21 protein-coding genes are annotated in these 23,053 nt (G+C 46.3%); 12 read left to right on the top strand and 9 right to left on the bottom strand.

The window, feature by feature from the left end:
• Nucleotides 1–125 precede the first annotated feature (125 nt).
• The 5 genes from MJ595_RS22035 to MJ595_RS22015 form a co-directional block, all read right to left on the bottom strand.
• Entirely contained in the window at nt 126–1,460 is a 1,335-nt protein-coding gene (locus MJ595_RS22035) for a transposase (protein WP_263078000.1), read from the bottom strand.
• 912 nt (nt 1,461–2,372) lie between these two features.
• Entirely contained in the window at nt 2,373–3,488 is a 1,116-nt protein-coding gene (gene thiH / locus MJ595_RS22030) for a 2-iminoacetate synthase ThiH (RefSeq protein WP_263080284.1), read from the bottom strand.
• A 2-nt stretch (nt 3,489–3,490) separates the two neighbouring features.
• Nucleotides 3,491–4,255 (bottom strand): thiazole synthase, encoded by a 765-nt coding sequence (locus MJ595_RS22025; RefSeq protein WP_263080282.1) that lies wholly within the window; start codon nt 4,253–4,255, stop codon nt 3,491–3,493.
• Between the two features lie 58 nt (nt 4,256–4,313).
• Nucleotides 4,314–4,502: a sulfur carrier protein ThiS gene (thiS, locus tag MJ595_RS22020; RefSeq protein WP_263080281.1), complete on the bottom strand. Its 189-nt coding sequence runs from the start codon at nt 4,500–4,502 to the stop codon at nt 4,314–4,316.
• Between the two features lie 169 nt (nt 4,503–4,671).
• A complete protein-coding gene (locus MJ595_RS22015; RefSeq protein WP_263080280.1) occupies nt 4,672–5,322 on the bottom strand; it encodes a C2H2-type zinc finger protein in 651 nt (216 codons plus the stop codon).
• Nucleotides 5,323–5,455: 133 nt separating this feature from the next.
• Between MJ595_RS22015 and MJ595_RS22010 the strand changes: the two genes are divergently transcribed.
• Entirely contained in the window at nt 5,456–6,823 is a 1,368-nt protein-coding gene (locus tag MJ595_RS22010) for a transposase (protein ID WP_263078002.1), read from the top strand.
• Between the two features lie 108 nt (nt 6,824–6,931).
• Here MJ595_RS22010 and MJ595_RS22005 read toward each other — a convergent pair whose 3' ends face one another.
• On the bottom strand, nt 6,932–7,441 hold the full coding sequence (locus MJ595_RS22005) for a hypothetical protein (protein WP_263080279.1): 510 nt from the start codon (nt 7,439–7,441) through the stop codon (nt 6,932–6,934).
• A gap of 295 nt (nt 7,442–7,736) precedes the next feature.
• Here MJ595_RS22005 and pheS point away from each other — a divergent pair, with 295 nt between their 5' ends.
• Genes pheS through MJ595_RS21985 form a run of 4 tightly spaced genes read left to right on the top strand, consistent with a single transcriptional unit; the run spans nt 7,737 to nt 11,911 of the window.
• Nucleotides 7,737–8,765, top strand: a complete 1,029-nt coding sequence (gene pheS, locus MJ595_RS22000) for a phenylalanine--tRNA ligase subunit alpha (RefSeq protein ID WP_263322565.1) — start codon at nt 7,737–7,739, stop codon at nt 8,763–8,765.
• A gap of 57 nt (nt 8,766–8,822) precedes the next feature.
• Entirely contained in the window at nt 8,823–11,225 is a 2,403-nt protein-coding gene (gene pheT, locus MJ595_RS21995; protein ID WP_263080278.1) for a phenylalanine--tRNA ligase subunit beta, read from the top strand.
• Between the two features lie 4 nt (nt 11,226–11,229).
• Nucleotides 11,230–11,541, top strand: a complete 312-nt coding sequence (ihfA, locus tag MJ595_RS21990) for an integration host factor subunit alpha (protein ID WP_263080277.1) — start codon at nt 11,230–11,232, stop codon at nt 11,539–11,541.
• Complete coding sequence (locus MJ595_RS21985) at nt 11,513–11,911, top strand: MerR family transcriptional regulator (RefSeq protein ID WP_263080276.1); 399 nt, start codon at nt 11,513–11,515, stop codon at nt 11,909–11,911. Before ihfA ends, MJ595_RS21985 begins: the two co-directional genes overlap by 29 nt.
• A gap of 6 nt (nt 11,912–11,917) precedes the next feature.
• On the opposite strand, the gene MJ595_RS21980 is transcribed toward MJ595_RS21985, so the two are convergent.
• On the bottom strand, nt 11,918–13,495 hold the full coding sequence (locus MJ595_RS21980) for a hypothetical protein (protein WP_263322564.1): 1,578 nt from the start codon (nt 13,493–13,495) through the stop codon (nt 11,918–11,920).
• On the opposite strand from MJ595_RS21980, the gene MJ595_RS21975 reads away from it, so the two are divergent.
• Nucleotides 13,377–13,883 (top strand): hypothetical protein, encoded by a 507-nt coding sequence (locus MJ595_RS21975; protein WP_263322574.1) that lies wholly within the window; start codon nt 13,377–13,379, stop codon nt 13,881–13,883. The two genes, MJ595_RS21980 and MJ595_RS21975, sit on opposite strands and share 119 nt — an antisense overlap.
• A gap of 35 nt (nt 13,884–13,918) precedes the next feature.
• Here MJ595_RS21975 and MJ595_RS21970 read toward each other — a convergent pair whose 3' ends face one another.
• The gene (locus MJ595_RS21970; RefSeq protein ID WP_263080275.1) at nt 13,919–14,497 is read right to left on the bottom strand and encodes a YecA family protein; all 579 of its coding nucleotides are present in this window, start codon (nt 14,495–14,497) and stop codon (nt 13,919–13,921) included.
• A 117-nt stretch (nt 14,498–14,614) separates the two neighbouring features.
• Here MJ595_RS21970 and recQ point away from each other — a divergent pair, with 117 nt between their 5' ends.
• The 6 genes from recQ (at nt 14,615) to MJ595_RS21940 (ending at nt 21,573) form a co-directional block, all read left to right on the top strand.
• On the top strand, nt 14,615–16,756 hold the full coding sequence (recQ, locus tag MJ595_RS21965; RefSeq protein ID WP_263080273.1) for a DNA helicase RecQ: 2,142 nt from the start codon (nt 14,615–14,617) through the stop codon (nt 16,754–16,756).
• Nucleotides 16,757–16,850: 94 nt separating this feature from the next.
• Nucleotides 16,851–18,437 carry an ABC transporter substrate-binding protein gene (locus tag MJ595_RS21960; RefSeq protein WP_263080272.1) on the top strand — a complete coding sequence of 529 codons (1,587 nt, stop codon included), beginning with the start codon at nt 16,851–16,853 and terminating at the stop codon, nt 18,435–18,437.
• A complete protein-coding gene (locus tag MJ595_RS21955; RefSeq protein ID WP_263080271.1) occupies nt 18,434–19,405 on the top strand; it encodes an ABC transporter permease in 972 nt (323 codons plus the stop codon). Before MJ595_RS21960 ends, MJ595_RS21955 begins: the two co-directional genes overlap by 4 nt.
• Nucleotides 19,399–20,193 (top strand): ABC transporter permease, encoded by a 795-nt coding sequence (locus MJ595_RS21950; RefSeq protein ID WP_263080269.1) that lies wholly within the window; start codon nt 19,399–19,401, stop codon nt 20,191–20,193. The genes MJ595_RS21955 and MJ595_RS21950 overlap by 7 nt, the downstream gene beginning before the upstream one ends.
• A gap of 2 nt (nt 20,194–20,195) precedes the next feature.
• Nucleotides 20,196–20,960 (top strand): ATP-binding cassette domain-containing protein, encoded by a 765-nt coding sequence (locus MJ595_RS21945; RefSeq protein WP_263080268.1) that lies wholly within the window; start codon nt 20,196–20,198, stop codon nt 20,958–20,960.
• Nucleotides 20,961–20,973: 13 nt separating this feature from the next.
• Nucleotides 20,974–21,573, top strand: coding sequence for an ATP-binding cassette domain-containing protein (locus MJ595_RS21940; protein ID WP_263080267.1), 600 nt, complete (start codon nt 20,974–20,976; stop codon nt 21,571–21,573).
• A gap of 22 nt (nt 21,574–21,595) precedes the next feature.
• Here the strand turns inward: MJ595_RS21940 and MJ595_RS21935 are convergent, their stop codons facing one another.
• The gene (locus tag MJ595_RS21935; RefSeq protein ID WP_263080264.1) at nt 21,596–22,891 is read right to left on the bottom strand and encodes a basic helix-loop-helix domain-containing protein; all 1,296 of its coding nucleotides are present in this window, start codon (nt 22,889–22,891) and stop codon (nt 21,596–21,598) included.
• Nucleotides 22,892–23,053: the final 162 nt, after the last annotated feature.

The following is a 23,053-nucleotide window of genomic DNA, read 5'->3' as shown; positions in this document are numbered from 1 at the left end:
CCGGCTGGCACATTTTCAGTTAATTAAAAATGATTTTATCGCGGATGAACAGAGCCAGACTGCTGCTATATCGGCAGTCGGTTTTAATGACAGGTAACACAGGTCACAGGGCTAACATCAACGCTCTATGTCGTATCGACAGTCAGCAACTTCAAGCTCACACTTCGCCCTTCAATGATAGCTGTAAATACGTCTGTCCAGTTATCAATGCAGAACCAGTCAAACAGCCCTCGTATGGCATGCCAGAATGCCTTTTTAGACTTTTTTATCTTGAGCGCTTCCTGGAAGAGCTTGCAAGACAGTTGTTCTATCTGGTTGATGAGGAAGGCCGTAAAAGTCAGGCATGCCAGATTGCTGGCCAGATGCTGCTTTCCGTGCCCGTAATTGTGTTCGAGATGGTAGCCCTGTGTTTTCAGTGTATTGAACGTTTCGTTTTCAATTTTCCATTTAGCGCGTGCTCCTCGCATGAATTTATTCACGTTCTCGGCTGAAAGCTCAATGTCCGTGACCCAGGTGTTGACGTACTTCTTGTTGCCCTCTGGATCAATTTCTATATATTCGAGAAAGTTAACCAGCACATCCGGGTGTGACTTGTTAATGGGGGCACCATTCACAAACCGGAACCAGTGCGTAAACCCTTTATCATCGGTATATTCATAGCGCACCACTTTGTCTGCACAATCCAGCTCATCGACGGCCTGGTATAACGACTCATGGGTTGAATCCTTTGCCACCATAATGAAGCTATAGCCAAAGGACTTTACCAACTTGATGGTCGGTCCATCTGAGTACAGGTCATCAAAAGTCAGAACCAGTGGCAGGTGCGGATGCTCTCTGGATAAATTCGCCAATAGCCGCTTGAGCGCTACCTTCTCACAATCATTCTTTGACGCATCAACTTGTTTGATGATGGGTTCAGGCATTAAAGGTAATACTTCTTTCTTGCCCGGCTTTACCAGACAGCAGGCCAGTAACTGATGGTAGTATTGCGGATTTTTGCTGCCTGGCTTTTTTACACAACACTCAGGACAACTAATCTTCCCTGAGCAAAAGTGCCCCGTACCATCGATAGGCGCAAGATACCCTTCCTCAAAATAAGTGAACTGCTTAAGCCGCCCAGATCGTTGCACAAAGGCAAACAGGCGGGTAAAGAACTTCCTTAAATAGCGTGTTTCGATAGGGTCAATCAGATCCCTCAGATAGGTATCACTGGGGACACAGCTGACATTGTACATCGACTTTAAGTTCTTGAGCCTATCTGGGTTATTGACACAATCCTGATCAAAAGCCAGTAATGAAGGGTATTTCAGGTGCATGACTGCCAGGCCACTCATGACCGCATCATGAAGGACAATTTTGTCATGTTGGCTTTTCTTGCGAAAGTCTGGAATTTGACCCGCTTCATCAGAGACTATTTTGAGCAGTTTTTCAGCAATGGTTCTTGGTTTCGTTAGCGGCACAACATGAGCATCGTTATTATTATTGTGGTGAAATTCTACCGGATAGTCTGCGATTTTAGCAAGAGGCTACCAAGCTACAGCCCTTGTTATTAAGGGCTTTAATCAAGTCTGCGGGAATTGCTGGAGATTCATAGGTTTAACCTGGTGTTTTTGTTTGCATCTCACTATCTCTTTGCAGGAGGGTTCATTTGCTGGCATTAACTGGTATTTCAGACGGGGACGTTGAGAAAGCTGGCCGTATGCACTGTGTAGTTTATTGTCTATTACAATAAGCGTATGTTCGAGCTGATTGTTATCTCTTATGACGGCTGTCCAGTCCGTAATTGCAGGGGGGCTCTGTTTTCATGGGAGAGTAGTGAAGAAAAGTGAAAAAGGGTTCTTATAGGCATTGATAGATAAATAAACGCACGCTGAAAGCCTTTTATTGGTTCTGATTTGCATACAAATGATACAATGGTGTATCCCCATGGGATAATAGTGTCAGGTACTGTTAGTCGAGCCTTTTCAAGTAAATCTCCGATGGATTCAGAGTCATACCGAACATAGGTTGAGATAGGTGTTAACTGGGGTTTTAGGTAATCAGGTGGATCTTCCCACTGATCTGCCCCCAGGATTTCTTTTAATATATAGCTAAAAGAGGTCTTGTTTGGGTGATTTTGGTGCGTGTTGACGGTAGATATTAGGCGGTACAGTGCAATGATATTTGTTTCAGGATTCAACACTGTAAGCTGGTATTGGTGGGAAATGCTTGCTCCTGCGTTGTGACTGAAAATTAGAAGCCAGAGATAAATGCTCCTGGAGAATGATTTATGCACTGTTGTATTCCTATAGGTCAGAGTCATTCATCATTCTAGGTGAAATTATCTGAGGAGCAGTGTTCCCGGCTGCCTGTTGCAGCCAGGAAAATCTATATCAATGACTGTAACAATGGCTCCAGTCTTTCCAGACTGGCTCTAGTCCTTTCGCTTTAATGGCTGTGGCAATCTCTGCCGGGTGACGGCCGTCATCGATGGCGAACTGCTCCAGTGCGCTGTTTGTCCTGTCTGCATAGCCTCCTGGTTGAGTACTGGAGTAAGCACTCATGGTGGTAATGCCTAAGGGCAGCACATTATCCCTGAACTGCTCTGATTCCCGGGTGGAAAGAGAGAGTTCTACTTCAGGTTTGAACAGGCGATAAGCACATATCAGCTGTACCAGTTGTTTATCCGAGATGATGGACACTGGCTGAAATTCGCCTTCGCAGGGGCGCAGTCTGGGGAAAGATAGGGAGTAGCGTGTACGCCAGTACGTTTTTTCCAGATAGTCCAGATGAGCAGCAACAAAGGCGGCATCAGTGCGCCAGTCCTCAAGTCCAATCAAAGCGCCAATGCCGATCTTGTCGATACCTGCTTTGCCCAGTCTGTCTGCAGTTTCTAGCCGATAGTCAAAGTCCTTTTTGGAGCCTTGCAGGTGGTATCGGGCATAAGCCGGTCGGTTGTAAGTTTCCTGATAAACCAGAACAGCATCCAATCCCTCTGCCATGAGTGATTTGTACTCCTCTTGTTCAAGAGGCTGTACCTCAAGACTAATGTGGGAAAAGTGAGGCCGGATACGTCTGATCACTTCCTTGAAATAGGGTGTTCCTACTGTTCCCTGGGCTTCACCGGTCACCAGCAGAATATGATCGAAGCCCAGTGCTTTAATAGCGGCAACTTCGCGATCAAGCTCTGCCATGGAGAGAGTTTTGCGGCGGATTTTATTGCCAATACTAAACCCGCAATAAGTGCAGACATTAGTGCACTTGTTGGACAGGTAAAGAGGGATATACAGCTGCACTGTATTACCAAACCGCTGTCGTGTGAGGGTTAGGCTTTTACGGGCCAGTGCTTCAAGAAAGGGTTCGGCAGCCGGAGAAATTAAAGCCAGAAACTGATCGTGGGACAGCCTGTTGCTGCCAAGGGCCTGCTCCACATCAGCGGCTGTCTTTCCTGAAATAGTCAGTTTCAGCTGATTCCAGCTTAAGGTATTGAAGGTTTCAAGAAATGACATGATCAATGATCCAGAAATGCAGTGAGAGGACTGCTGGCCTGTGCCACCAGGGAGCGTGCCCCGGGACCTGCCTTGTAGGCCCGCCGCCCGGCAATCACCGCCTCTTTAAAGGCAATGGCCATTTCTTTGGGATTGTTGGCCACGGCGATAGCCGTATTCACCAGAACCGCGTCAGCGCCCATTTCCATGGCTTGCACTGCATCAGAGGGCAGGCCAATACCGGCATCAACCACAACGGGAACGTTGCTCTGTTCGATAATGATTTGCAGGAATTCTCTGGTTTTCAGACCCAGGTTACTGCCGATAGGTGCTCCAAGGGGCATGACCGCCGCTGCGCCAACTTCTTCCAGCCGCTTGCATAAGACAGGGTCGGCATGGACATAGGGCATAACAATAAAGCCCATCTTAACCAGTTGTTCGCAGGCCTCTAGCGTTTCGATTGGGTCGGGCAGCAGGTATTTAGGGTCCGGATGTATTTCCAGTTTCAACCAGCGGGTTTGTAATGCCTCCCGAGCCAATTGGGCAGCGTAAACGGCTTCTTCTGCATTTCTTGCCCCGGAGGTGTTTGGTAGCAGGTTAATTTTCTCTGCTACAAGGGGAGATAGAATATCGTCCTGCTGCTGGTTCAGGTCAACCCGCTTCAGGGCCATGGTGACCAGTTCGCTTTCAGAGCTTTTTATGGCTTCAATCATAGCGTTGCTACTGCGGAATTTTCCGGTTCCAACGAATAGCCGTGATTGAAATGATCGGTCAGAAATAGTCAGCATACGGGTGTCGTTTATATGGGTGTTTTATTGTAAGGCTGAAGGCTTTATGAAAGCGCCTCTAACCACCGGCAGTGGCAGTAATCACGGTGATTTGGTCACCATCACATACCTTGTGGCTGATCCACTGTGAGCGGGCAATGATCTGCTTGTTTACCGCCAGGGCTATGCCCGTTTTATGCTGGTTCAGTTTTTCCAGCAGAGTCTCCAGGGTAACGGGATTATCCAGAGCCATGGGCTTATCGTTCACAATAATTTGCATTAATGGTTTGGGAGTTTGTTCAAAAACGTGAGATTCTAAATAAAACCATCGCTTTTTTCTAGGAGCCTTTGGAGATAAGGTGCCTTCTCTTGAGCCTGTTTCTGATCTTTTTTAGAACGCTTCCTGAGAATTTTTATAATAGAATGTGCAGGTGTGATTAATTTTCTGGATTTGGTAGATAGAGCGAATGGCCACTAAAACTACGCTCACCACTTTGCCTTTCAGAACTGCTTGCTGAATTGGCTGTTTGGTATCCATATTGTAATAAGGTTTGTGCTTGCATAGAACGAAAGTTTGAAAAAAGAGGCATTATATAAGGATTCATATAAGGATTCATATAAGGATTCATATAAGGATTCATATAAGGATTCATATAAGGCTTGCTTTCCCTTTGGTTGTGGTATTTATGGCTATTATTAGTCCGTCCTGCACCTTTGGGTTTGTTATGTTTTGTCAAGCGGCAATGCCTAAGAAGGTTGCTGTTTTGTGAATAAGCTTTGCCACATTCTTCACATTTAAATGGTTTCGCACCTCCATGTACATACTGGTGCTGTTTTAGTCCAGAAATTGTAGAAAATGTTTTATGACATGTTTGACAAGTATAATATTTGCTCTTCTTACTTGAAGAAATGCTTGTGGTTTCTAGCAAATATGACTTTTTCCCTGATTGGTCATCTGCATGAATACTAACTATAGATTCTGTTTCTGGAGTTGTGATTCTACACTGCTCAATATCACCAACAGATATATTTTCGACTGTGACTATTCTTTGAGGGTGGGTATTTTCCACTGTAGTTGCATAAGCCACACTTGTCCAGCTATTCCCGTGACATCAATTAAATCACTGCAACAGCAAGGCTTACAGTAAATTCCAAATGGAGTGATTTCGCACAAAATAACGTCTACTTTTGATAGGGATACTTTATCAATGGCTGTCTCTCATGGCTTATCCATTCCAAAAAAGTCGTAAGCATCTTTGTGCAAACAGTTTAATTACTACGATTTCTGAAAGTTATGAGCAAATTCCAGATGTCCGACCAAACAAGGATTCCAGAAAAATAACAATACATGATGCCTCCATGTCCGCTTTTGCCATGATGCATCTCAAGTACCCATCGCTCCTCTCGTTTGAGCGTGATAAAACAGAGCAAGAAGTAAGGCATAACCTTGAGCACCTGTATCAGATAAAAAAACGTGCTCCCTGTGATACCAGTATGCGGGAAATCCTGGATCCAATAGATCCCGTAGAGTTCAAAAAGCCTTTTAAGACATTGCTGTCTAACGTCCAAAGGGGCGGATTACTGAAGGCATTCGAATTTCACTGCGGGAACTTGAAAAATCACTACTTGCTCCCGATCGATGGAACTGGGCTATTTTACTCCTGCAATAATAAAAAACCTTGTCAGGAGTGCTGTACTAAAAATAAGGGAAAGGCCAACGAAGCTCACTACCACCAGTTAATGGCAGCATGCATTGCTCACCCGGATCAAAAAACAGTCTTGCCATTGGCACCGGAAGCCATAGTTTGCCAGGACGGTTCGACCAAAAATGACTGTGAAAAAAATGCCATTAAACGGTTGTTTGCCACCATACGAGAGCATCACCCACGTCTAAAGTTCGTTATTCTTCTGGACAGTCTTTATGCTGACAACCCCACTGTCCAACTGATTAAGAGTTATGGCTGGCATTACATCATTGTCGCGAAAGATGGCAACCATGCCTCGCTGGTTGAAGCGATGGATGAGCTGGATAAAGAAGGAAAAGTTCACCGTGCTGAAAAAGTTAATGAAGAGACTGGAATTAAGTGGTGGTTTCGCTATGCCAATGACGTCAGGCTGAACAAGGCAAAATATGCAGAACAGGTTAATGTGCTTGATTTTGTCGAAACCGATAAAAAAGGTAAACAGCATATCTGGTGCTGGGTGACTGATATTCCGCTTAACGAAGAAACCATAGAACCCGTCATGAAAGGAGGGCGCTGCCGATGGCATATTGAGAACCAGACGTTTAACACCCTGAAAAATCAAGGCTACGATCTCGAACATAACTACGGTCACGGTGAGAAGCACTTAGCCACAAATCTGGCCTATCTGACGATGCTTGCTTTTCTCGTAGATCAAATACAGGAACTGTGCTGTCCCCAGTTTCAGGAAGCTTTAAGAACCCGCTCAAAAGGAGTCCGTATAGCATTATGGAAATGGATACAGGGCTATTTTTTGCATTGGCTGATAAAAACGTGGGAGGGGCTTTTTTACACAGTAACTCATGGTATTGAAGAGAAAAGGGTGATTCCATTCGATACATCATAACCGGCCATATCGTAGCTACGTTCAGGGGTGACATTTTTTCTTTAAAGCTCCGCTTTGTTAATTGGCGGCTCAGTTTTGATCGGCTTCATTATTTTTGCTGCCTTATTGTCAATACCAACGATCATCGACGTTCATCATGCGGGAATAGCTGACACTTGTCCTTTTCTTTTGGGTATTTGATATATCTTCCTCAAAATTAATTTTACACTCTGTAGTGTTCCCTGTATGAGAGTTAACTACAGTGATATTTTGCCTAGCTTGAGGAGGGGCAGATCCTAGCGGACTTTTCTGTTGACAATGAAAAGAGCCATTTTCATCCATTTCACAGTAGACTTCGAGCTTTTTTTTCTCACCATTTGTTTTTTCCAGGTTATGAGGAATGTCATTTTGAACCTCTTTGCACAATATTGGGTCATTAGAACTATTCACACATACTATGTCTTTTAAATCGCCTGTGCTAAAAACCGGTGAACATATCGTGCTCAAAATAAAAGATATAAACAAGATTATTTTTGAAGCTTTGAAAAATTGGCAACACTGTACTTTGAGCCTATAGACTTTTATCAGCCTGTTTTTCATGGAATATGGATATGCTCCATAACTTACTTTTGTCACCATACAGTCATAACCTCTATAAGAAGTTGATGGTTGCTTGGGGCTAACTGTCAGCAATTATAGCTAAAACAGTATTTTCTGCTTTTTTAGGTGTGCTTGTTATCAGAAGTAGATACTCAATGCTTGTGTCTTTTTTGTTTTTCTCATAAGAAACCGCATACCCTCTCTACCCAAACCTGCCTGCAAACGCTAAAATTTGCGGTTTGCATTTTTAACGCATGGAATAACCAGCCAAAAGCTCTTTTTAGAAATAGCTTTGACTGATGATTCCCTCCACAGAGAGCCAGCCGAGAGACCCATGGAGAATCTGGATAGCCTTGTAAATCCAATTGTTGACAGTGCCCTGAGTGCTGTTAGTGAAGCCACTGATATTGCTGGCCTGGATGAAGTTCGTGTTCGCTACCTGGGCAAAAAGGGAGAGATGACTTCTTTGCTTAAGGGACTGGGAAAACTATCCCCGGAAGAGCGTCCAAAAGCGGGGGCCCGTATTAATGTTGCCAAGCAGCAGGTTCAGGAAGCCATTAACAGCCGCCGCGCAGGCATTGAAGAGCAGGCACTGGCAGCGAAACTGGCCAGTGAAACCATTGATGTGACCTTGTCCGGGCGAGGTCAGGCCCTGGGCACTGTACACCCTATCACCCGAACCATGGAACGGATTTCAGACTATTTTGGCCGTATTGGCTTTTCTGTAGAGCAGGGGCCTGAAATCGAAGACGATTACCACAACTTTGAAGCCCTGAATATTCCTGAGCATCATCCTGCCCGTGCCATGCACGATACTTTTTATTTTGATGACAGCACGGTGCTGAGAACCCATACCTCTCCGGTACAGGTTCGTACACTGGAACGTTTCGTCAAGGATAAGGCGCAGCCGCCTGTAGCCATTATCTGCCCTGGGAAGGTCTATCGTTGTGACTCTGACCAGACCCATAGTCCCATGTTCCATCAGGTAGAAGGTCTGTACGTGGCAGAAAAGGTCAGCTTTGCTGATCTGAAAAGCGTATTGAGTGATTTCCTGAGAGTGTTCTTTGAGCGTGATGATTTGCAGGTGCGCTTCCGTCCTTCTTATTTCCCGTTCACGGAGCCTTCTGCCGAGGTGGATATTGAGTGGGGCCGAAATGCGGACGGTTCCGTTAAATGGCTGGAAGTGTTGGGTTGCGGTATGGTTCACCCTAAGGTTTTTGATTATTGCGGTATTGATTCTGAAAAGTATACCGGATTTGCTTTTGGCATGGGTGTTGAGCGCTTTGCCATGCTGCGCTACGGAGTGAATGATCTCAGGCAGTTCTTTGAGAATGATCTGCGTTTTCTGAATCAGTTCAAGTAAGACGCGCTGTAAAAAGTGCGATTTAGGTTTTTGTTTAGCGCGTTTTAGGTAGGAATAATGAAGTTCAGTGAACAATGGTTACGCCAGTGGGTCAATATTGAAGCGGGTACCCAGGAGCTGGTGGACAAAATTACCATGGCCGGTCTCGAAGTGGATGGGGTTGAGCCGGTAGCGGCACCCTTCTCCGGTATCGTGGTGGGTGAAATTGTAGCCTGTGAACAGCATCCCGATGCGGATAAGCTGCGGGTCACCAAGGTGAGCACCGGCTCTGAAGAGTTTCAGGTGGTCTGTGGTGCCCCTAACGCCCGGGTGGGTCTGAAGGCACCTTTTGCCACTATCGGTGCCGTTCTGCCAGGTAATTTTAAAATCAAAAAGGCCAAGCTCCGTGGTGTTGAATCCTTTGGTATGTTGTGTGCTGAAGAAGAGATGGGTATGGCCGAATCCTCTGACGGTTTGATGGAGTTGCCAGCGGATGCGCCTGTGGGTCAGGATATTCGTGAATACCTGAAGCTGGATGACAGCATTATTGATGTGGATTTGACCCCTAACAGAGGTGACTGTCTGGGTATTATCGGCCTGGCTCGGGAGGTCAGTGCTAATTTCCTGGCGGATGTTACTGAAGAAGCGGCTGTTGAAGTACCTGTAGACAGTGAGGCAACCTTTGCTGTTAATGTGGTGGCCAAAGAAGCCTGCCCTCGCTATGTAGGACGTGTGATCAACAATGTTGATGTCAGCAAGCCTGCCCCTCTGTGGCTGGTTGAGCGTCTGCGTCGCTCCGGTATTCGTTCCATTGATCCGGTGGTGGATGTCACCAACTATGTCATGCTGGAGCTGGGTCAGCCTATGCATGGCTTTGATCTGGAGAAGCTTTCAGGCTCTATTCAGGTGCGTATGGCTAATTCCGGTGAAAAGCTGGTGTTGCTGGATGGCCAGGAAGTTGAACTCAATGATAAAACCCTGGTGATTGCTGATGAGCAAAAAGCCTTGGCTATTGCCGGTGTCATGGGTGGTGAAGGCTCTGGTGTCAATGCAGCAACCCGTCATATCTTCCTGGAAAGTGCCTTCTTTAGCCCAATCAACGTTGCCGGCAAGGCGCGTTCCTACGGTCTGCACACCGACTCATCCCACCGTTTTGAGCGTGGTGTAGACTTCCAGCTGCAGCATCGGGCCATTGAACGTGCCACGTCACTGATTCTCGAAATCTGTGGTGGTGAAGCAGGGCCTGTTACCGAAACGGTCAGCGAAGGGAATCTGCCAGAACTGAGAGAGGTTAAGCTGCGCTCTGAAAAAGTGACCTCCCTGCTGGGTGTGGCCATTGAAGACAGTCATATCGAAGCACTGCTCACCCGTCTGGGCCTGAAAATGGAGGTGATTGCGGGTACTGAAAGCAAGGAATGGAAGGTCTCTGTTCCCAGCTGGCGTTTTGATATCGCTATTGAAGAAGATCTGGTGGAAGAGCTGGGTCGGATTTATGGCTATAACAACCTGCCGGTCACTACACCTACAGCCCTGTTAAAGATGAAGCAGGTGGATGAGGCGCAGGTTCAGGAATCTGATCTTCGTCGTATATTGGTGAGTCGTGGCTATCAGGAAGCGGTTTCCTTCAGCTTTATTGATCCCCAGCTGCATCAACTGTTTGATCCTGAGCACAAGCCGGTTGCGCTGGCAAATCCCATTGCAAGCGACCTCTCTGTGATGAGAACGTCTTTGCTGCCAGGTCTGGTAAAGACCGTTGCCTATAACCTGAATCGACAGCAAAGCCGGGTGCGGTTGTTTGAAACCGGCCTGACCTTTATTCAGGAAGGGGAAACCTTTAAGCAGAATGCCATTAAGCAGGATATGAAACTGGCTGCGGTGATGACTGGTAGTCGTCAGCCTGAAGGCTGGACAGGTGCTTCTGATAAAGCGGATTTCTATGACCTGAAAGGCGATGTCGAGGCACTGTTTAACCTGGGTGGTGCATTGAATGGTTTCCGTTTTGACCGGGGTGAGCATCCGGCCATGCATCCCGGCCAATGTGCAGCGATCTATAAAGGCGATAAAATTATTGGTCATATGGGGGCCATTCATCCCTCCCTGGCTAAGAAAATGGGCGTTCCGGCAGAGCTGTATCTGGTAGAACTTTGCCTGAATGCTGTGATTAATGGCCTGGTTACCTGTTTTGAGCCACTGTCCAAGTTCCCTGAAGTTCGCCGTGACCTGGCATTGACTGTAGCAGACAGTGTTGCTGCCGATAGTTTATGTCAGGTTATTCGAGAAGTGAGCGCTGAGCTCCTCAAAGATGTGCGTGTTTTTGATGTTTATGCCGGAAAAGGCATTGAAGAAGGTTATAAGAGTCTTGCTTTGGGCTTGACCTTACAACATCCTTCCCGCACTCTAAAAGATGAGGAGGTGAACCAGCTTATAGAGGGGGTTGTTGTCAGGCTGGAACAGGATTTCAACGCAAGCTTAAGGAAGTAGGATAATGGGAGCACTGACGAAAGCCGATATGGCTGAACGGCTCAATGAAGAGCTGGGACTTAACAAGCGGGAAGCCAAGGACATGGTCGAGCTGTTTTTCGAGCAAATCCGTCAGGCTCTCGAACACAACGAAAAGGTTAAGCTGTCCGGTTTTGGAAATTTCGATCTGCGGGATAAAAATGCCCGGCCAGGTCGAAACCCCAGAACCGGTGAGGAAATACCCATAACACCCCGTCGGGTTGTGACTTTTAAACCCGGCCAAAAACTCAGGGCAAGAGTTGAGGCCTATGCTGGAGAACGAACTCAGGACGAGTGAACTTCCGGTAATACCCGATAAACGCTATTTCACCATTGGTGAAGTCAGTGAGCTTTGTCGGGTTAAAACTCATGTACTGCGTTATTGGGAACAGGAATTCAGACAGCTAAACCCGGTGCGGCGAGGTAACCGACGGTACTATCGCCGCAATGATGTCATTCTTATCCGCCAGATCCGCAATCTCTTATACGACCAGCGTTTTACTATTGATGGAGCCCGTTGTCAGTTAGAAGGCAGGAAAAAAACGCAGGAATACGATATCAAGCACTACCAGCAAATTATCCGCCAGATCATTGCCGGGCTGGAGGATGTGCTGGATACCTTGGATGGGATTCCCACATCATCATTATCAGGCCAGAGACAAGAGTAGCCAGCTTTAGCTTTGTACCGGATCATTTGGACGCCGCCATGGATTTTTGGCAATGTTCTCAGGTCGGTTGGAATTATTTAGATGGTAATTTATATGTATGCTGGCTTTATCGAGTATAGGTTTGTCATTCGGGGAGTCTATTTTCGCTTGATTAACCCAGGCATTCAACTTTGCCAGGTTTTCAGGGGATAGTTGGGAAATTTTTTTCGGTAATTGGCTTTCTTTAATCTCTCTGGTCAGGAAACCATCAATAAGATTCTTTAATGTTTCTGGTAGTGCGTCGTATAAAGCAAACGCATCAAGGTTTGTTGTTTTAGGTTTGGGATGGTCTTGTTCTGGTATTTTTGATGAGGGTATAGCTTGTTCTTCAGGTTTTATTGGCCCATTCCAGTTTACATAAGGACTTTCTTCATGCTGTTCCTGCTGGACTGGGGTTTCCTGTTTTGTTTTTATACCAGGTTTTGGTGAGCCTTGCGGTGTTACGTCTGGAGTAAAGTTTACATAATCGTGTTCTTCTTCGCTGTCGCTTTCTATTTCTACTTGCTGAGAGGTTTCCTTTGGTTCTGGTGAAGGCATTGGGCGTTGCGATTGAATTGTTTGGGTTAACTGTGGGTTCATCTTTTGCTGGAGATGGCTCAATGCGAAATCCCGGACAAACTTGAGCTGTTCTTCTTGTTGAACCATATCAGAGCCGCCATTCTGGCGAAGCTCCCACAGATTTTCATAGAGGTGTTGTTCAAAATTTTCTGCAGTTGTTATGCCGTTATCAATATCTTGTTTCATTTTATCCAGGAGAGCCTGGGAGCCTGTTCGACCAACCCCAGCATGACAGTGAATCATTGTTTTGCTGGTAGTTTTCATTTTGGCTGAATATTTATCACAGGCCGCTAAATAATTTTTATATTGAGCCAGGGACTGCCCTGTGGGTACACCGTGGTCTGGCCAGTTTTCAAAGTGGAATATTTTGGTTTTTTTAGGCTTGCCTTTTTTTCCTTTTACCAGCATGGAAATAACACTGTAACCATCTTTTTTATCAATTTTTGTTGTTTTGACCTGAAATGAACCATGCGTTTTTATTTCGCCTTTTGGTGGCCAATAGTCAAAAGCCGGTTTTGATGAGTTTTTTTCAGGATTTCTATCACCTTTGCCTGTTGTTGAAAGGTTGGTGAGGTTTTTTATTACACCAACATTATTATCAAAAATGGCCTCAAAAAACTCAGGCATGGTATTCTTATTGTCATTTCTGACGTGCTGGGTGGTAATAGTTTTGTTATCGCTATGAATACTGGCATGGAAACGGCGAGGCTCTTTTTCGCTATGGCTTCGTAATTTTATGGCGCTATGCTCAGGGATTTTAATGTTTTTTGTATAGCGGCTACCTATCTGCGTTACTTCAGCCTCACTTAAAGTTTTACTGGCCAGTTTTTTAGACTGTTCTTTAAGCTGAGAGAAGGTGTTATTATCCTTGCTGCCTCTATTCTTGAATATGTTCTTGACAGGCTCGGGTAATATTTTAGATTCTAGAATACCCTGTGAAGAGTCCGGGTTTTTAGTAATAGTATTGAGTGAATGGTCATTATGCAATCTTTTTAAAGAAGGAGCAGTAAATACTTCACGAACATCTCTTGCCGTTATTGGCTTTCCTTTTCTTGGGGTAAAGGTGGAGTCAGGTTTTTTTATAATATCCAGGGTTTCTTTTAATCTTTTTGTATCGGCTTTTGATACTTTTCTTGATCCTGAAGCGGTAACTAATTCACCTGATTTTGATAGCCCGACTTGTGTTCCTTCATCCTGTTGTTCGATCTGGCTGGCAATTTTCTGTATCTGGCTGCTTGATATGCTGAATCCCATCTTTTCACATCCTTGTATTATTGTAAAAATAATTTTTGTCAAGTCGGGTTACTTAATTATAGATTATAGGGGATCACTTGTTTTTATTTTTTGTGTCATATTTTTGACTGCATGTTTTTAACGATGCAGTCATTTAAGGCGATTTAAAATACAGATTTAATTGATTGTTCTTTTCTCTTTTTTATTGCGGATTTCTTCTGGCGAGTTAAACATCAGATAAAGCTCCATCAATACTTCCGGAATCTGGCTGCACATGTCCTCTGCCAGCTTGGGATCTTTCAGAATCTCCCTGAATTCCGGTTCATCATCAAACAGGCCAGAGGCCAGCATTAATGGTAGCAAGAGTTCACAGACTTCCTGCTCATGTTCCTGGAACCAGCGATCTTCATCCAGAAGGTGGCCTTCCATAAAGCCGGTACACCATTCTTCGAGTGCGGTATCCTCTGGCGTTTCCAGGTCTGATTCGCAGGAGAGCTGGAAGCCTTCCTCCTCGTTAAATGAGCGGTCGATGATATTTTCCAGGGTTGATAGGCAATGATCAAACTGCCTGATTGCATCAGTCGACAGCTCTGCTTCGCCATCCAACAGTATTTCCACCATGGCAGGGCGTCCCATGGTAACCGGGCAAATAGCGAGAGCCGTTAAAAAACCATGGGCATTATGAAAAGACATAGGCTCTTCTCCCACTGCGTATTGGTTTACCAACTGCTCAAAAGTAGAACAAATATCCTGCATGAATAATGTACCTGTAATAAAACCGCGCATTTTACTCGGGCACAGGTAAAGTGTCAGCAAAAGCTGCAAGTCAGTATACTATTTCTGGCTTTGTAAAAGTAATGAAATGGGATACCAATGTCTGATTCTGCTCTCGATATTCTCAAAACAACCTTCGGCTATGAGTCCTTTCGGGGATTTCAGGGGGAAGCTATCCAGGAAGTTATCGAAGGTAGGGATGCACTGGTATTGATGCCCACTGGAGGAGGGAAGTCCCTTTGTTATCAGATTCCGGCATTGGTTCGAGCGGGTGTGGGTATTGTTGTTTCACCGCTGATTGCCCTGATGGAAGACCAGGTAGGTGCGTTAAGGCAGCTGGGGGTTCAGGCTGAATGCTTGCACTCGGGAATTGATTCCCAGTACCAGCTTCAGATAGAACAGGCGTTATTAACCGGTCAGTTAGATATGCTCTATGTGGCGCCGGAGCGCTTACTAACGGAGTCATTGCAGCGGCTGCTGGATCAGGCGTATGTCAGTTTGTTTGCCATTGATGAGGCGCACTGTGTTTCCCAGTGGGGGCATGACTTTCGACCTGAATATTTGCAGTTATCCCGCTTGCAGAATCGTTATCCTGATGTCCCTAGAATTGCCCTGACCGCCACGGCGGATCGGCGAACCCGGCAGGAAATTATTGATCGGCTGGGGCTTGGCAGTGCCAGGGTGTTTGTGGATAGTTTTAATCGCCCTAATATTTTCTACCGGATCAGCCAGAAAAAACAGGCAAAGCAACAGTTGCTAAGATTTTTGGAAAAGGAACATCCGGATGACTCAGGGATTGTTTACTGCCTTTCCCGAAGACGTGTTGAGCAAGTGGCTGAATGGCTCAGTGATCATGGTAGAAAGGCCCTACCTTACCATGCAGGAATGTCGGCGCAGGATCGCAAGGAGAACCAGCAGCGTTTTTTAAAAGAAGATGGCCTGATTATTGTGGCGACCATTGCTTTCGGGATGGGGATTGATAAGCCGGATGTGCGTTTTGTGGCCCATTTGGATCTGCCCAGAAGTATTGAAGCCTATTATCAGGAAACAGGGCGGGCTGGCCGGGACGGTCTGCCAGCGACTGCCTGGATGGTGTATGGATTGCAGGATGTGGTGTTGTTGCGGCAGTTGCAGACGCGCTCTAATGCCAGTGAGCAGATTCAGCGTATTGAGCAGCAAAAGCTGGATGCCATGCTGGCCCTGTGTGAAGTGACCGGTTGCCGAAGACAGGTGTTGCTTAATTATTTTGACGAACCCCTTGAAAAAAACTGTGGTCACTGTGATCTCTGTATTGAGCCTGTTGCCACCTGGGATGGCACTGAAGCGGCCCGCAAGGCACTGTCCTGTATCTATCGCACAGGACAGCATTTTGGTGTGGCTCATCTGGTGGATGTCCTTATGGGCAAGGCAACTCCGAAAGTGAGTCAATTCGGTCATGATCGCACCACAACCTTTGGTATTGGCAAAGAGCTGGGACAGGCTGAATGGCGGTCAGTATTCCGGCAGCTGGTGGCAAGAAGCTTTATTAATGTGGATCTTGAAGGTCATGGCGTGCTTCGCCTTAACAGTAATTGTCGTCCTTTGTTAAGAGGGGAGGAAAGGATCCAGTTTCGGAAAGACCGCTATGAGCAGCCGGTTTTTGAGCAAAAGACAGGATCTGTGGTTGAGACTGGTCGGGTAGTTGTCCGGGAGTCAGAGAAGAAACTATGGGAAGAGCTGCGTTCATTGCGGCGCTCCCTGGCTGAAGACCAGGGTGTACCCGCCTATATTATTGTTAATGACAAAACCCTGTTTGAAATGCTGAGGGTCAGACCAACAGACAGAAAGGGTATGGGGAAAATTACCGGGATTGGACAGTATAAGCTGGAAAAATACGGTGATGCTTTTCTGGAACTGGTTTGTCGTTATCAGGGAGTAGAAGCTCCGGTTCAGGAGCAGAAAAATCCTGTTGAAGAAGTGAAGGTGTTGATTCAGTCAGGAACGGATATTCCAGTGATTGCTGATAAGCTATCACTGACCAAAGGGGCTGTTTATGGTTTTTTAGCCAAGGCCATCCAGCATTCAGAGTTAGCATTGGAGGATATAACTCGCCTGTCTGTGATGGAGCTTCAGCAAATAGAGGCGAGTATCCAGCAGGCGGAAGGTGATTTACGAAAGGCAGGTAAGCTCCATAGAGTCCGGTGTGATACCGGATTGCTAAAGTGCATCAAGGCCGATATGCTGCGTCGCTCCGTGCTATGAGCAGCTACAGTCGTGTAATACTTCTGTAAGCTGCCATTATTTGCCTTTTATTTCCTTCCCGGCATCCCCGTCGGGAATGCCTGCGAGTATATAGATGTCCTGGTTGATAAAACGGTTATTCCGGCGTAGCAGCTCCCTGGCTATTTTATTATTGGCATTATCGGGTTTGGCGATGGCCAGGCCATTGGTACTGGCTTTGGGGGGGGAGCCTGATCAGGGGTTTGACCCGGTGACGGGGTGGGGGGTGTATGGCGCGCCGCTTTTCCAGAGTACCTTGCTGCAGCGGGATAATCAGCTGAACTTAAAACCGGACCTGGCTGAGGACATTACTGTATCAGACAATGGTTTGGTTTGGCATGCCCGACTACGCAAAGGGGTACGTTTTTCTGATGGCCAGCCGCTTACCAGCAGGGATGTGGTATTTACTTTTCGTAAAATCATGACCAGCGGTGGCAGGAATGACCTGACCATGTTGTCTTCGGTTGAGGCCGTAGGGGATGATCAGGTTCAATTCACCCTGAAGCAACCTTCCAGTTTGTTCTGGGGGCGCTTGGCTACTACGGCTATAGTCCCGGCACATCTTTATGATAAAAACTATGCTGTCCGGCCAGTGGGTTCCGGCCCCTTTAGACTGGTGCAGTGGCAACGGGGACGGCAGCTGATTGTTGAGCCGAACCCTTATTATTACGGTGCTAAAAGTGATTTTGAAAAAATCACCTTTCTTTTTGGCAGTCAGGAAAGTCTGGTTATGCGGGCACGTGCCGGAGGCGTTGATGTGGTATCAGTGCCACTTCCCCAGGCTCGCCTTCCTTTCGGAAGTATGAAGGAGTGGGTGGTAAAAAGTGTCGATATTCGCGGGATTAGCTTTCCGGTAAAACAGCCTTTTGTCACTGGTGACCATCGTCAGGCAGGGAATAAAGTAACCAGCGACCTTGCCATCCGCAAGGCCATCAATCTTGTGGTTAACAGGGAGCTATTGGCATCCGGGTTACTGGAAAACTATGGTCACCCAGCCTGGGGGCTGGCGGAGGGCTTGCCCTGGGATCAGCAAGCCAACCGGTTTCGGGATAACCAGGTGGGTTCTGCCATCAAATTACTGGAGAAGGCGGGTTGGATATATGACAGCAATAAGGGGCTTCGGGTAAAGGAAGGGGTTCCTGCCCGGTTCGAACTCTGGTATGCCAGTGGTGATGCCATTCGGCAAGGCCTGGCACTGGCTGTTGCTGACCGGGTCAAACGCCTGGGTATTCAGATGGAGGTTAAGTCTGCCGGTTGGGATCGTATTGAACAGGTGATGTTGACCCAGCCGGTACTGTTTGGCTGGGGTAGTCATGATCCCATGGAATTGTACCTGCAGTTTCATAGCCGGAATGCCGGTAAAGGCTTTTACAATGCTGCCTGGTATCAGAATCCAAAAGTAGATCATTGGCTTGATAAGGCTATTAGTTCAGGCTCGGAAGCTGACGCCTGGCGGTTCTTTCAAAAAGCCCAGTATGACGGCAAAGGTGGGCCGGGTTTTAAGGGAGATTCTGTTTGGGCATGGCTGGTGAATCTGGATCATGTTTATCGTGTGAATCCCTGCCTTGATCTGGGCGAGAGTCGTATAGAGCCCCATGAGCATGGCTGGCCCATCACTGCCAATATTCTGGAATGGCACGATAGTTGTCAGGCTCGTTTATGATACCGGCACTTGGCCGTCTGTCGCTTACTGTTATTGCTATTTTGGTCATCTGCTTTAGCCTGCTGGCTTTGTCTCCCGTTGATCCGGTCAGTGCCTATCTTGGCTATGGCAAAACTGTGGTTTCTGAGTCTCAACGGCTGCTGATCGTGGAGCAATGGCACCTTGATCAGACGCTTTTTACCCGTTTTTTTGACTGGTTAATGCGCTTTGTTCGGGGTGATTGGGGCTGGTCATTGACGTTTAATGCGCCAGTGACCAGTGTCATTTCAAACCGGCTTGGCCTGTCATTGCCACTGATTGCCACTGCCTGGGGCCTGTCTACTTTGATGGGGTTGCTATTGGGTATGGCCGCCGGTTTTTATCAGGGGCGTGTGGTTGATCAGGTAATTCGCGGTTTCAGCTGGTTCAATGTCACCATGCCGGGTTACTGGATTGCCATGCTGTTATTACTTGTTTTTGCCTTGCGTTGGCCCATACTGCCTGCTGGAGGTGTGGCGCCTCCCGGGATGCTTGCCACCACAGTGGGTACGGTCACCGCGATAAAGTACAGAATATTGCCGGTAGCAGCTCTCACGTTCACCGCATTGCCAGCTGTGATTCTACATGGTCGGGAAAAAATGGTGGCCCTGATGGAATCAAAAACTTTGTTATATGCAAGGGCCCAGGGAGCCGGGGTGTGGGATATTTTGTTTTACCATGGCTTGCACCATACGACCATTCCGGTGCTGACTTTTCAGCTGGCGGCGCTGGGTGAGTTGATTGGTGGCTCCCTGTTGATTGAACAGGTGTTTTCCTGGCCGGGTCTGGGGCAGGCAGCGGTTCAGGCTGGGTTATATGCGGATATTCCTTTGTTAATGGCTATTGTTGTATTGGCGGGTGTTGTGGTTTGTCTGGGTAACTTTCTGGCGGATGGTATCAATAGATTAATGGATGTCAGGGTTGCTGAAAAAGGTTGCCGGGAATGTTGAAGGGCAGGGGAAAGAAACCGGCCACTGCCGTTTTTATCGCAGGTCTGGTGCTAGTGGTCATTGGCTCTTTTACCCAACCTGCCAATGGACTGGATTTACTGGCGAGATTCCAGCCCCCGTCCACTCTTCACTGGTTTGGCACTGACTGGCTTGGCAGGGATCTGTTTAATCGCTCCCTTTATGGTATTGCCAGCAGCCTGCAGCTGGGCTTTCTGTCAGCATTGCTAGGCAGTATGATTGCGCTGATAATGGCTCTTGGTTGCCAATTCAGCCTGGTCATGGATTATCTCACCAATGTGTTGGTTAATGCTCTGTGTTCTGTTCCCCATCTCTTGCTATTAATTATGCTTTCCTTTGCTTTAGGAGGAGGACGCCGTGGTGTTATTGTTGCGGTAGCACTCACTCACTGGCCCCGGCTGTTTCGTTTGTTGCGTTCCGAAATTATGCAGGTGCGAAGGACTAACTGGGTTCGCTTATCCAGAAAGATGGGCAAGAGCCGATGGTGGGTTAGCCGATATCATCTGTTTCCCCATCTGGCTCCCCAGTTTTTGGTGGGTATCGTCCTGATTATTCCCCATGCCATTATCCAGGCTTCAGCCATGACTTTTCTTGGCTTTGGCCTGTCACCGGAGCAACCGGATATTGGCACTATGATGGCGGAAGCCATGCCCTATCTGGTGGGTGATTTTTGGTGGGGGATTCTGTTTCCCGGTATGGTCCTGTTAGGTGCTGTATTAATGATTGATTATTCTGCCCGCCGACTGAAAGACGGCAGTAGTAAGATATAACCATGTTGGTACTTAAACAGTTTTCTGTATTTTTTCCAAAGACCGGCCACTATGTGCTGAATAGTCTCGACCTTCAGATACAGCCAGGAGAAATTCATGCCCTGATTGGTGAATCCGGTGGCGGAAAAAGTCTGATTGCCCTTGGGTTAATGGGAATTCTGCCAGCTGATGCCCGAGCCAGTGGCCAGATTGCATTGAATGGGCAGGTTCTGGAGGGAAAAGCGTTCACCCGTGTTGCTGGTCGCTGTCTTTCCTTGATCCCTCAATCGGTGGAGTGGCTTGATCCCCTTAAAACCATTATTAACCAGGTTCAACGGTCGGCAAAACGGACAGGAATGACCGGGCATAAAGTGAAGGAAACGGCCGCCTCTGCCTTGAAGCGATTTCAGCTACCGGAATCTGCCTGGAAAAAATACCCCCATCAACTATCTGGCGGCATGATTCGCAGGGTATTACTGGCAGCTGCCACCGTTGCCTCTCCCCGGTTTCTGATTGCTGATGAACCCACCAATGGCCTGGACCCGGATTCCGTTAATCTATCCCTGGCCATGATGCGACAGCTGGCTGATGAAGGTTGTGGTGTGTTGCTGATTAGTCATGACCTGCCCGCTACCTTGAAAGTGGCTGATCGGGTGTCGGTGTTGTACCAGGGGCGATGCGTTGATCAGTTTTCTGTGGGGGGCTGTGATCCTATTGATAGCAAGCGAAATCCATATACTCGTGCTTTGTGGCAGGCTTTGCCCGAGAATGGATTAAATCTGGGGTGAAAATAATACGGGCATGTTGAAGGCAGAAAATATTGGGCACTTTTATCAGTCTGGGCAATGGCTTTTTCGTGGCTTGAGTTTTGCTGTTGAAAAAGGACAATGGCTGGGTATTCAGGGCAGAAGTGGTTCTGGAAAAACGACACTGGGTGGTTTTTTAAGTGGTTTTGAAAGCCCTGTGGAAGGTGTTGTAACGCTTCATGACAGGCCTGTTATATCATCGGTAGGGAACCAGCCTTCTGTTGTTCAGTATCTATTCCAGCATCCTGAAACCGCTATGAATCCTTTATGGAAAATGAGTCGGATTATTAATGAGGGGGCTGAAGTTCCAGAATCGCTGCTGGCACAGTTTGGTATTAACCCGGAGTGGTTGTCCCGTTACCCTCATCAGCTATCTGGCGGACAGCTGGCCCGGCTGGCTTTGGTTCGTGCCCTGGCGGTTCAACCTGACTATATAATTGCGGATGAACTCACCGCCAGCCTTGATGCCATTAATCAGGCAAACCTCTGGTGTGCATTGAGACAATATGCGCAGCAGCAAGAAATGGCTGTCTTGGTGATCAGCCATAATCATGTACTTTTGGAACACCTCTGCCAGCGAGTGATTACTATTTGATTAAAATCGCACATCTGACCCTTTAGCCTTCATCTTGTTTGAGCATATCTTTTAGTTCTTTTATGTATCCTATTGCTGAATTTAATATATCTTTTTTTGATCTTATTTCTGATTTTCCATTCCTGGGAACGTGTTGTTTTAGTATTTGAAATTGTTCGTTTATCTTTTCAACTCTGACTCTTTCACGACTATTGCGTCTGGTTACACTTTCTGTTTGAGGTAATGATTTGAGTCTTTTTACTCTTTTTAGGCAGGATTCTTCTTTTTCCTTTGGCTGAATTAAGGGGTTAGTGCTCCCCTGATAAGGGAGTATCTCTTTGACTGCTGGTTTTTTAGGGAAAAACATTTTTTGGGGGAGCATGATCAGGAACACTGTAGGCGTAGAAACTGGATTAAGACCATTCAGAGGTATAAATACATTGTTATTTTTATCCTGATTTTTTTGCTGCTTTATTTCTACCCATGGGAGTGGATTAATTCTCATCATAGCGGGTGGAGGTGTTATTGGTGGACGACTAACTTGAACAGTTACTTTTAAAGGTGAAGAAGAGGTTAAATATATGGTTAATTTTTCTTTTTTATTAGGTTTACTCTGGCTTTGGTTGCTAAATGGATACGTTAGCTCACATTCTGAGCAAAAAATATAATTATTTTCATGGGTATATAAAGTGGGGGTTTTTTGTTTAAGTAATAGTTGAACTGGTGAGTTATCATGAGTATCCAGGGATTCTAAATATACGTCATGGTTCCTCTCAATTAATCTTTGTGAAGGATTGTTAGTGCTGTTAATTTCTCCCTGGGAGATCAATTGATTCATGGCTAATGTGTCTTCTAATTTTATGATTTCATTTTCAGGTTCAAGGGTTTGTAACCATTGATGTCCTGTTTCATTTTTTTGTGATGATTTTAAAAAACCACACATACTTGCGGCAACCAATTGAAGATATAGATCAGGGAAACTCGGAGTCTCACAAGACATCACTAAAAAAACATCCTTACTTGTACTTTTATTCCACTGGCATAGTTCAGTGTGTTTTATAAGGTAGTTGAGGGCATCTCTTTGATTATCGAGTATATTTCTTTTTTGATCTAGAGAAACTCTTATTTCAAATTCATCTTCATTATCTGTGCAGCAGGGGGGGGTATCAGGCTCATCCATTGCTCTGTAAACTCTTGGTGCTAGTACTATAATTTCACCAGAAGGCTTTGTTGAAACAGTAATTTCTGATATAGCTGCATTCGCTGTTGTTAATAGTATGTGTAATAGACAATATACTGAAAGACAAAAAAACGGGTGCAGTTTTAGGTGATGATTCAAAATCGAACTCCAGTTGTGCTTAAATATCCGAGCTAGAATATTGTTTGTTACTTAGTTGACTAATAGGCCATGCAAATAATAGTCTTATACTTTTTTACTTGCCACTGAGTATTTTTCTTGTTTTCCACAGATGATCATTTTTTATCAAACTCGGTCTCATCA

This window comes from Endozoicomonas sp. Mp262 (genome assembly GCF_025643335.1).
Classification (GTDB): Bacteria; Pseudomonadota; Gammaproteobacteria; order Pseudomonadales; family Endozoicomonadaceae; genus Endonucleibacter.
Note: the sequence above shows the minus strand (reverse complement) of the source record. Positions and strands in the feature narration are given on the sequence as shown.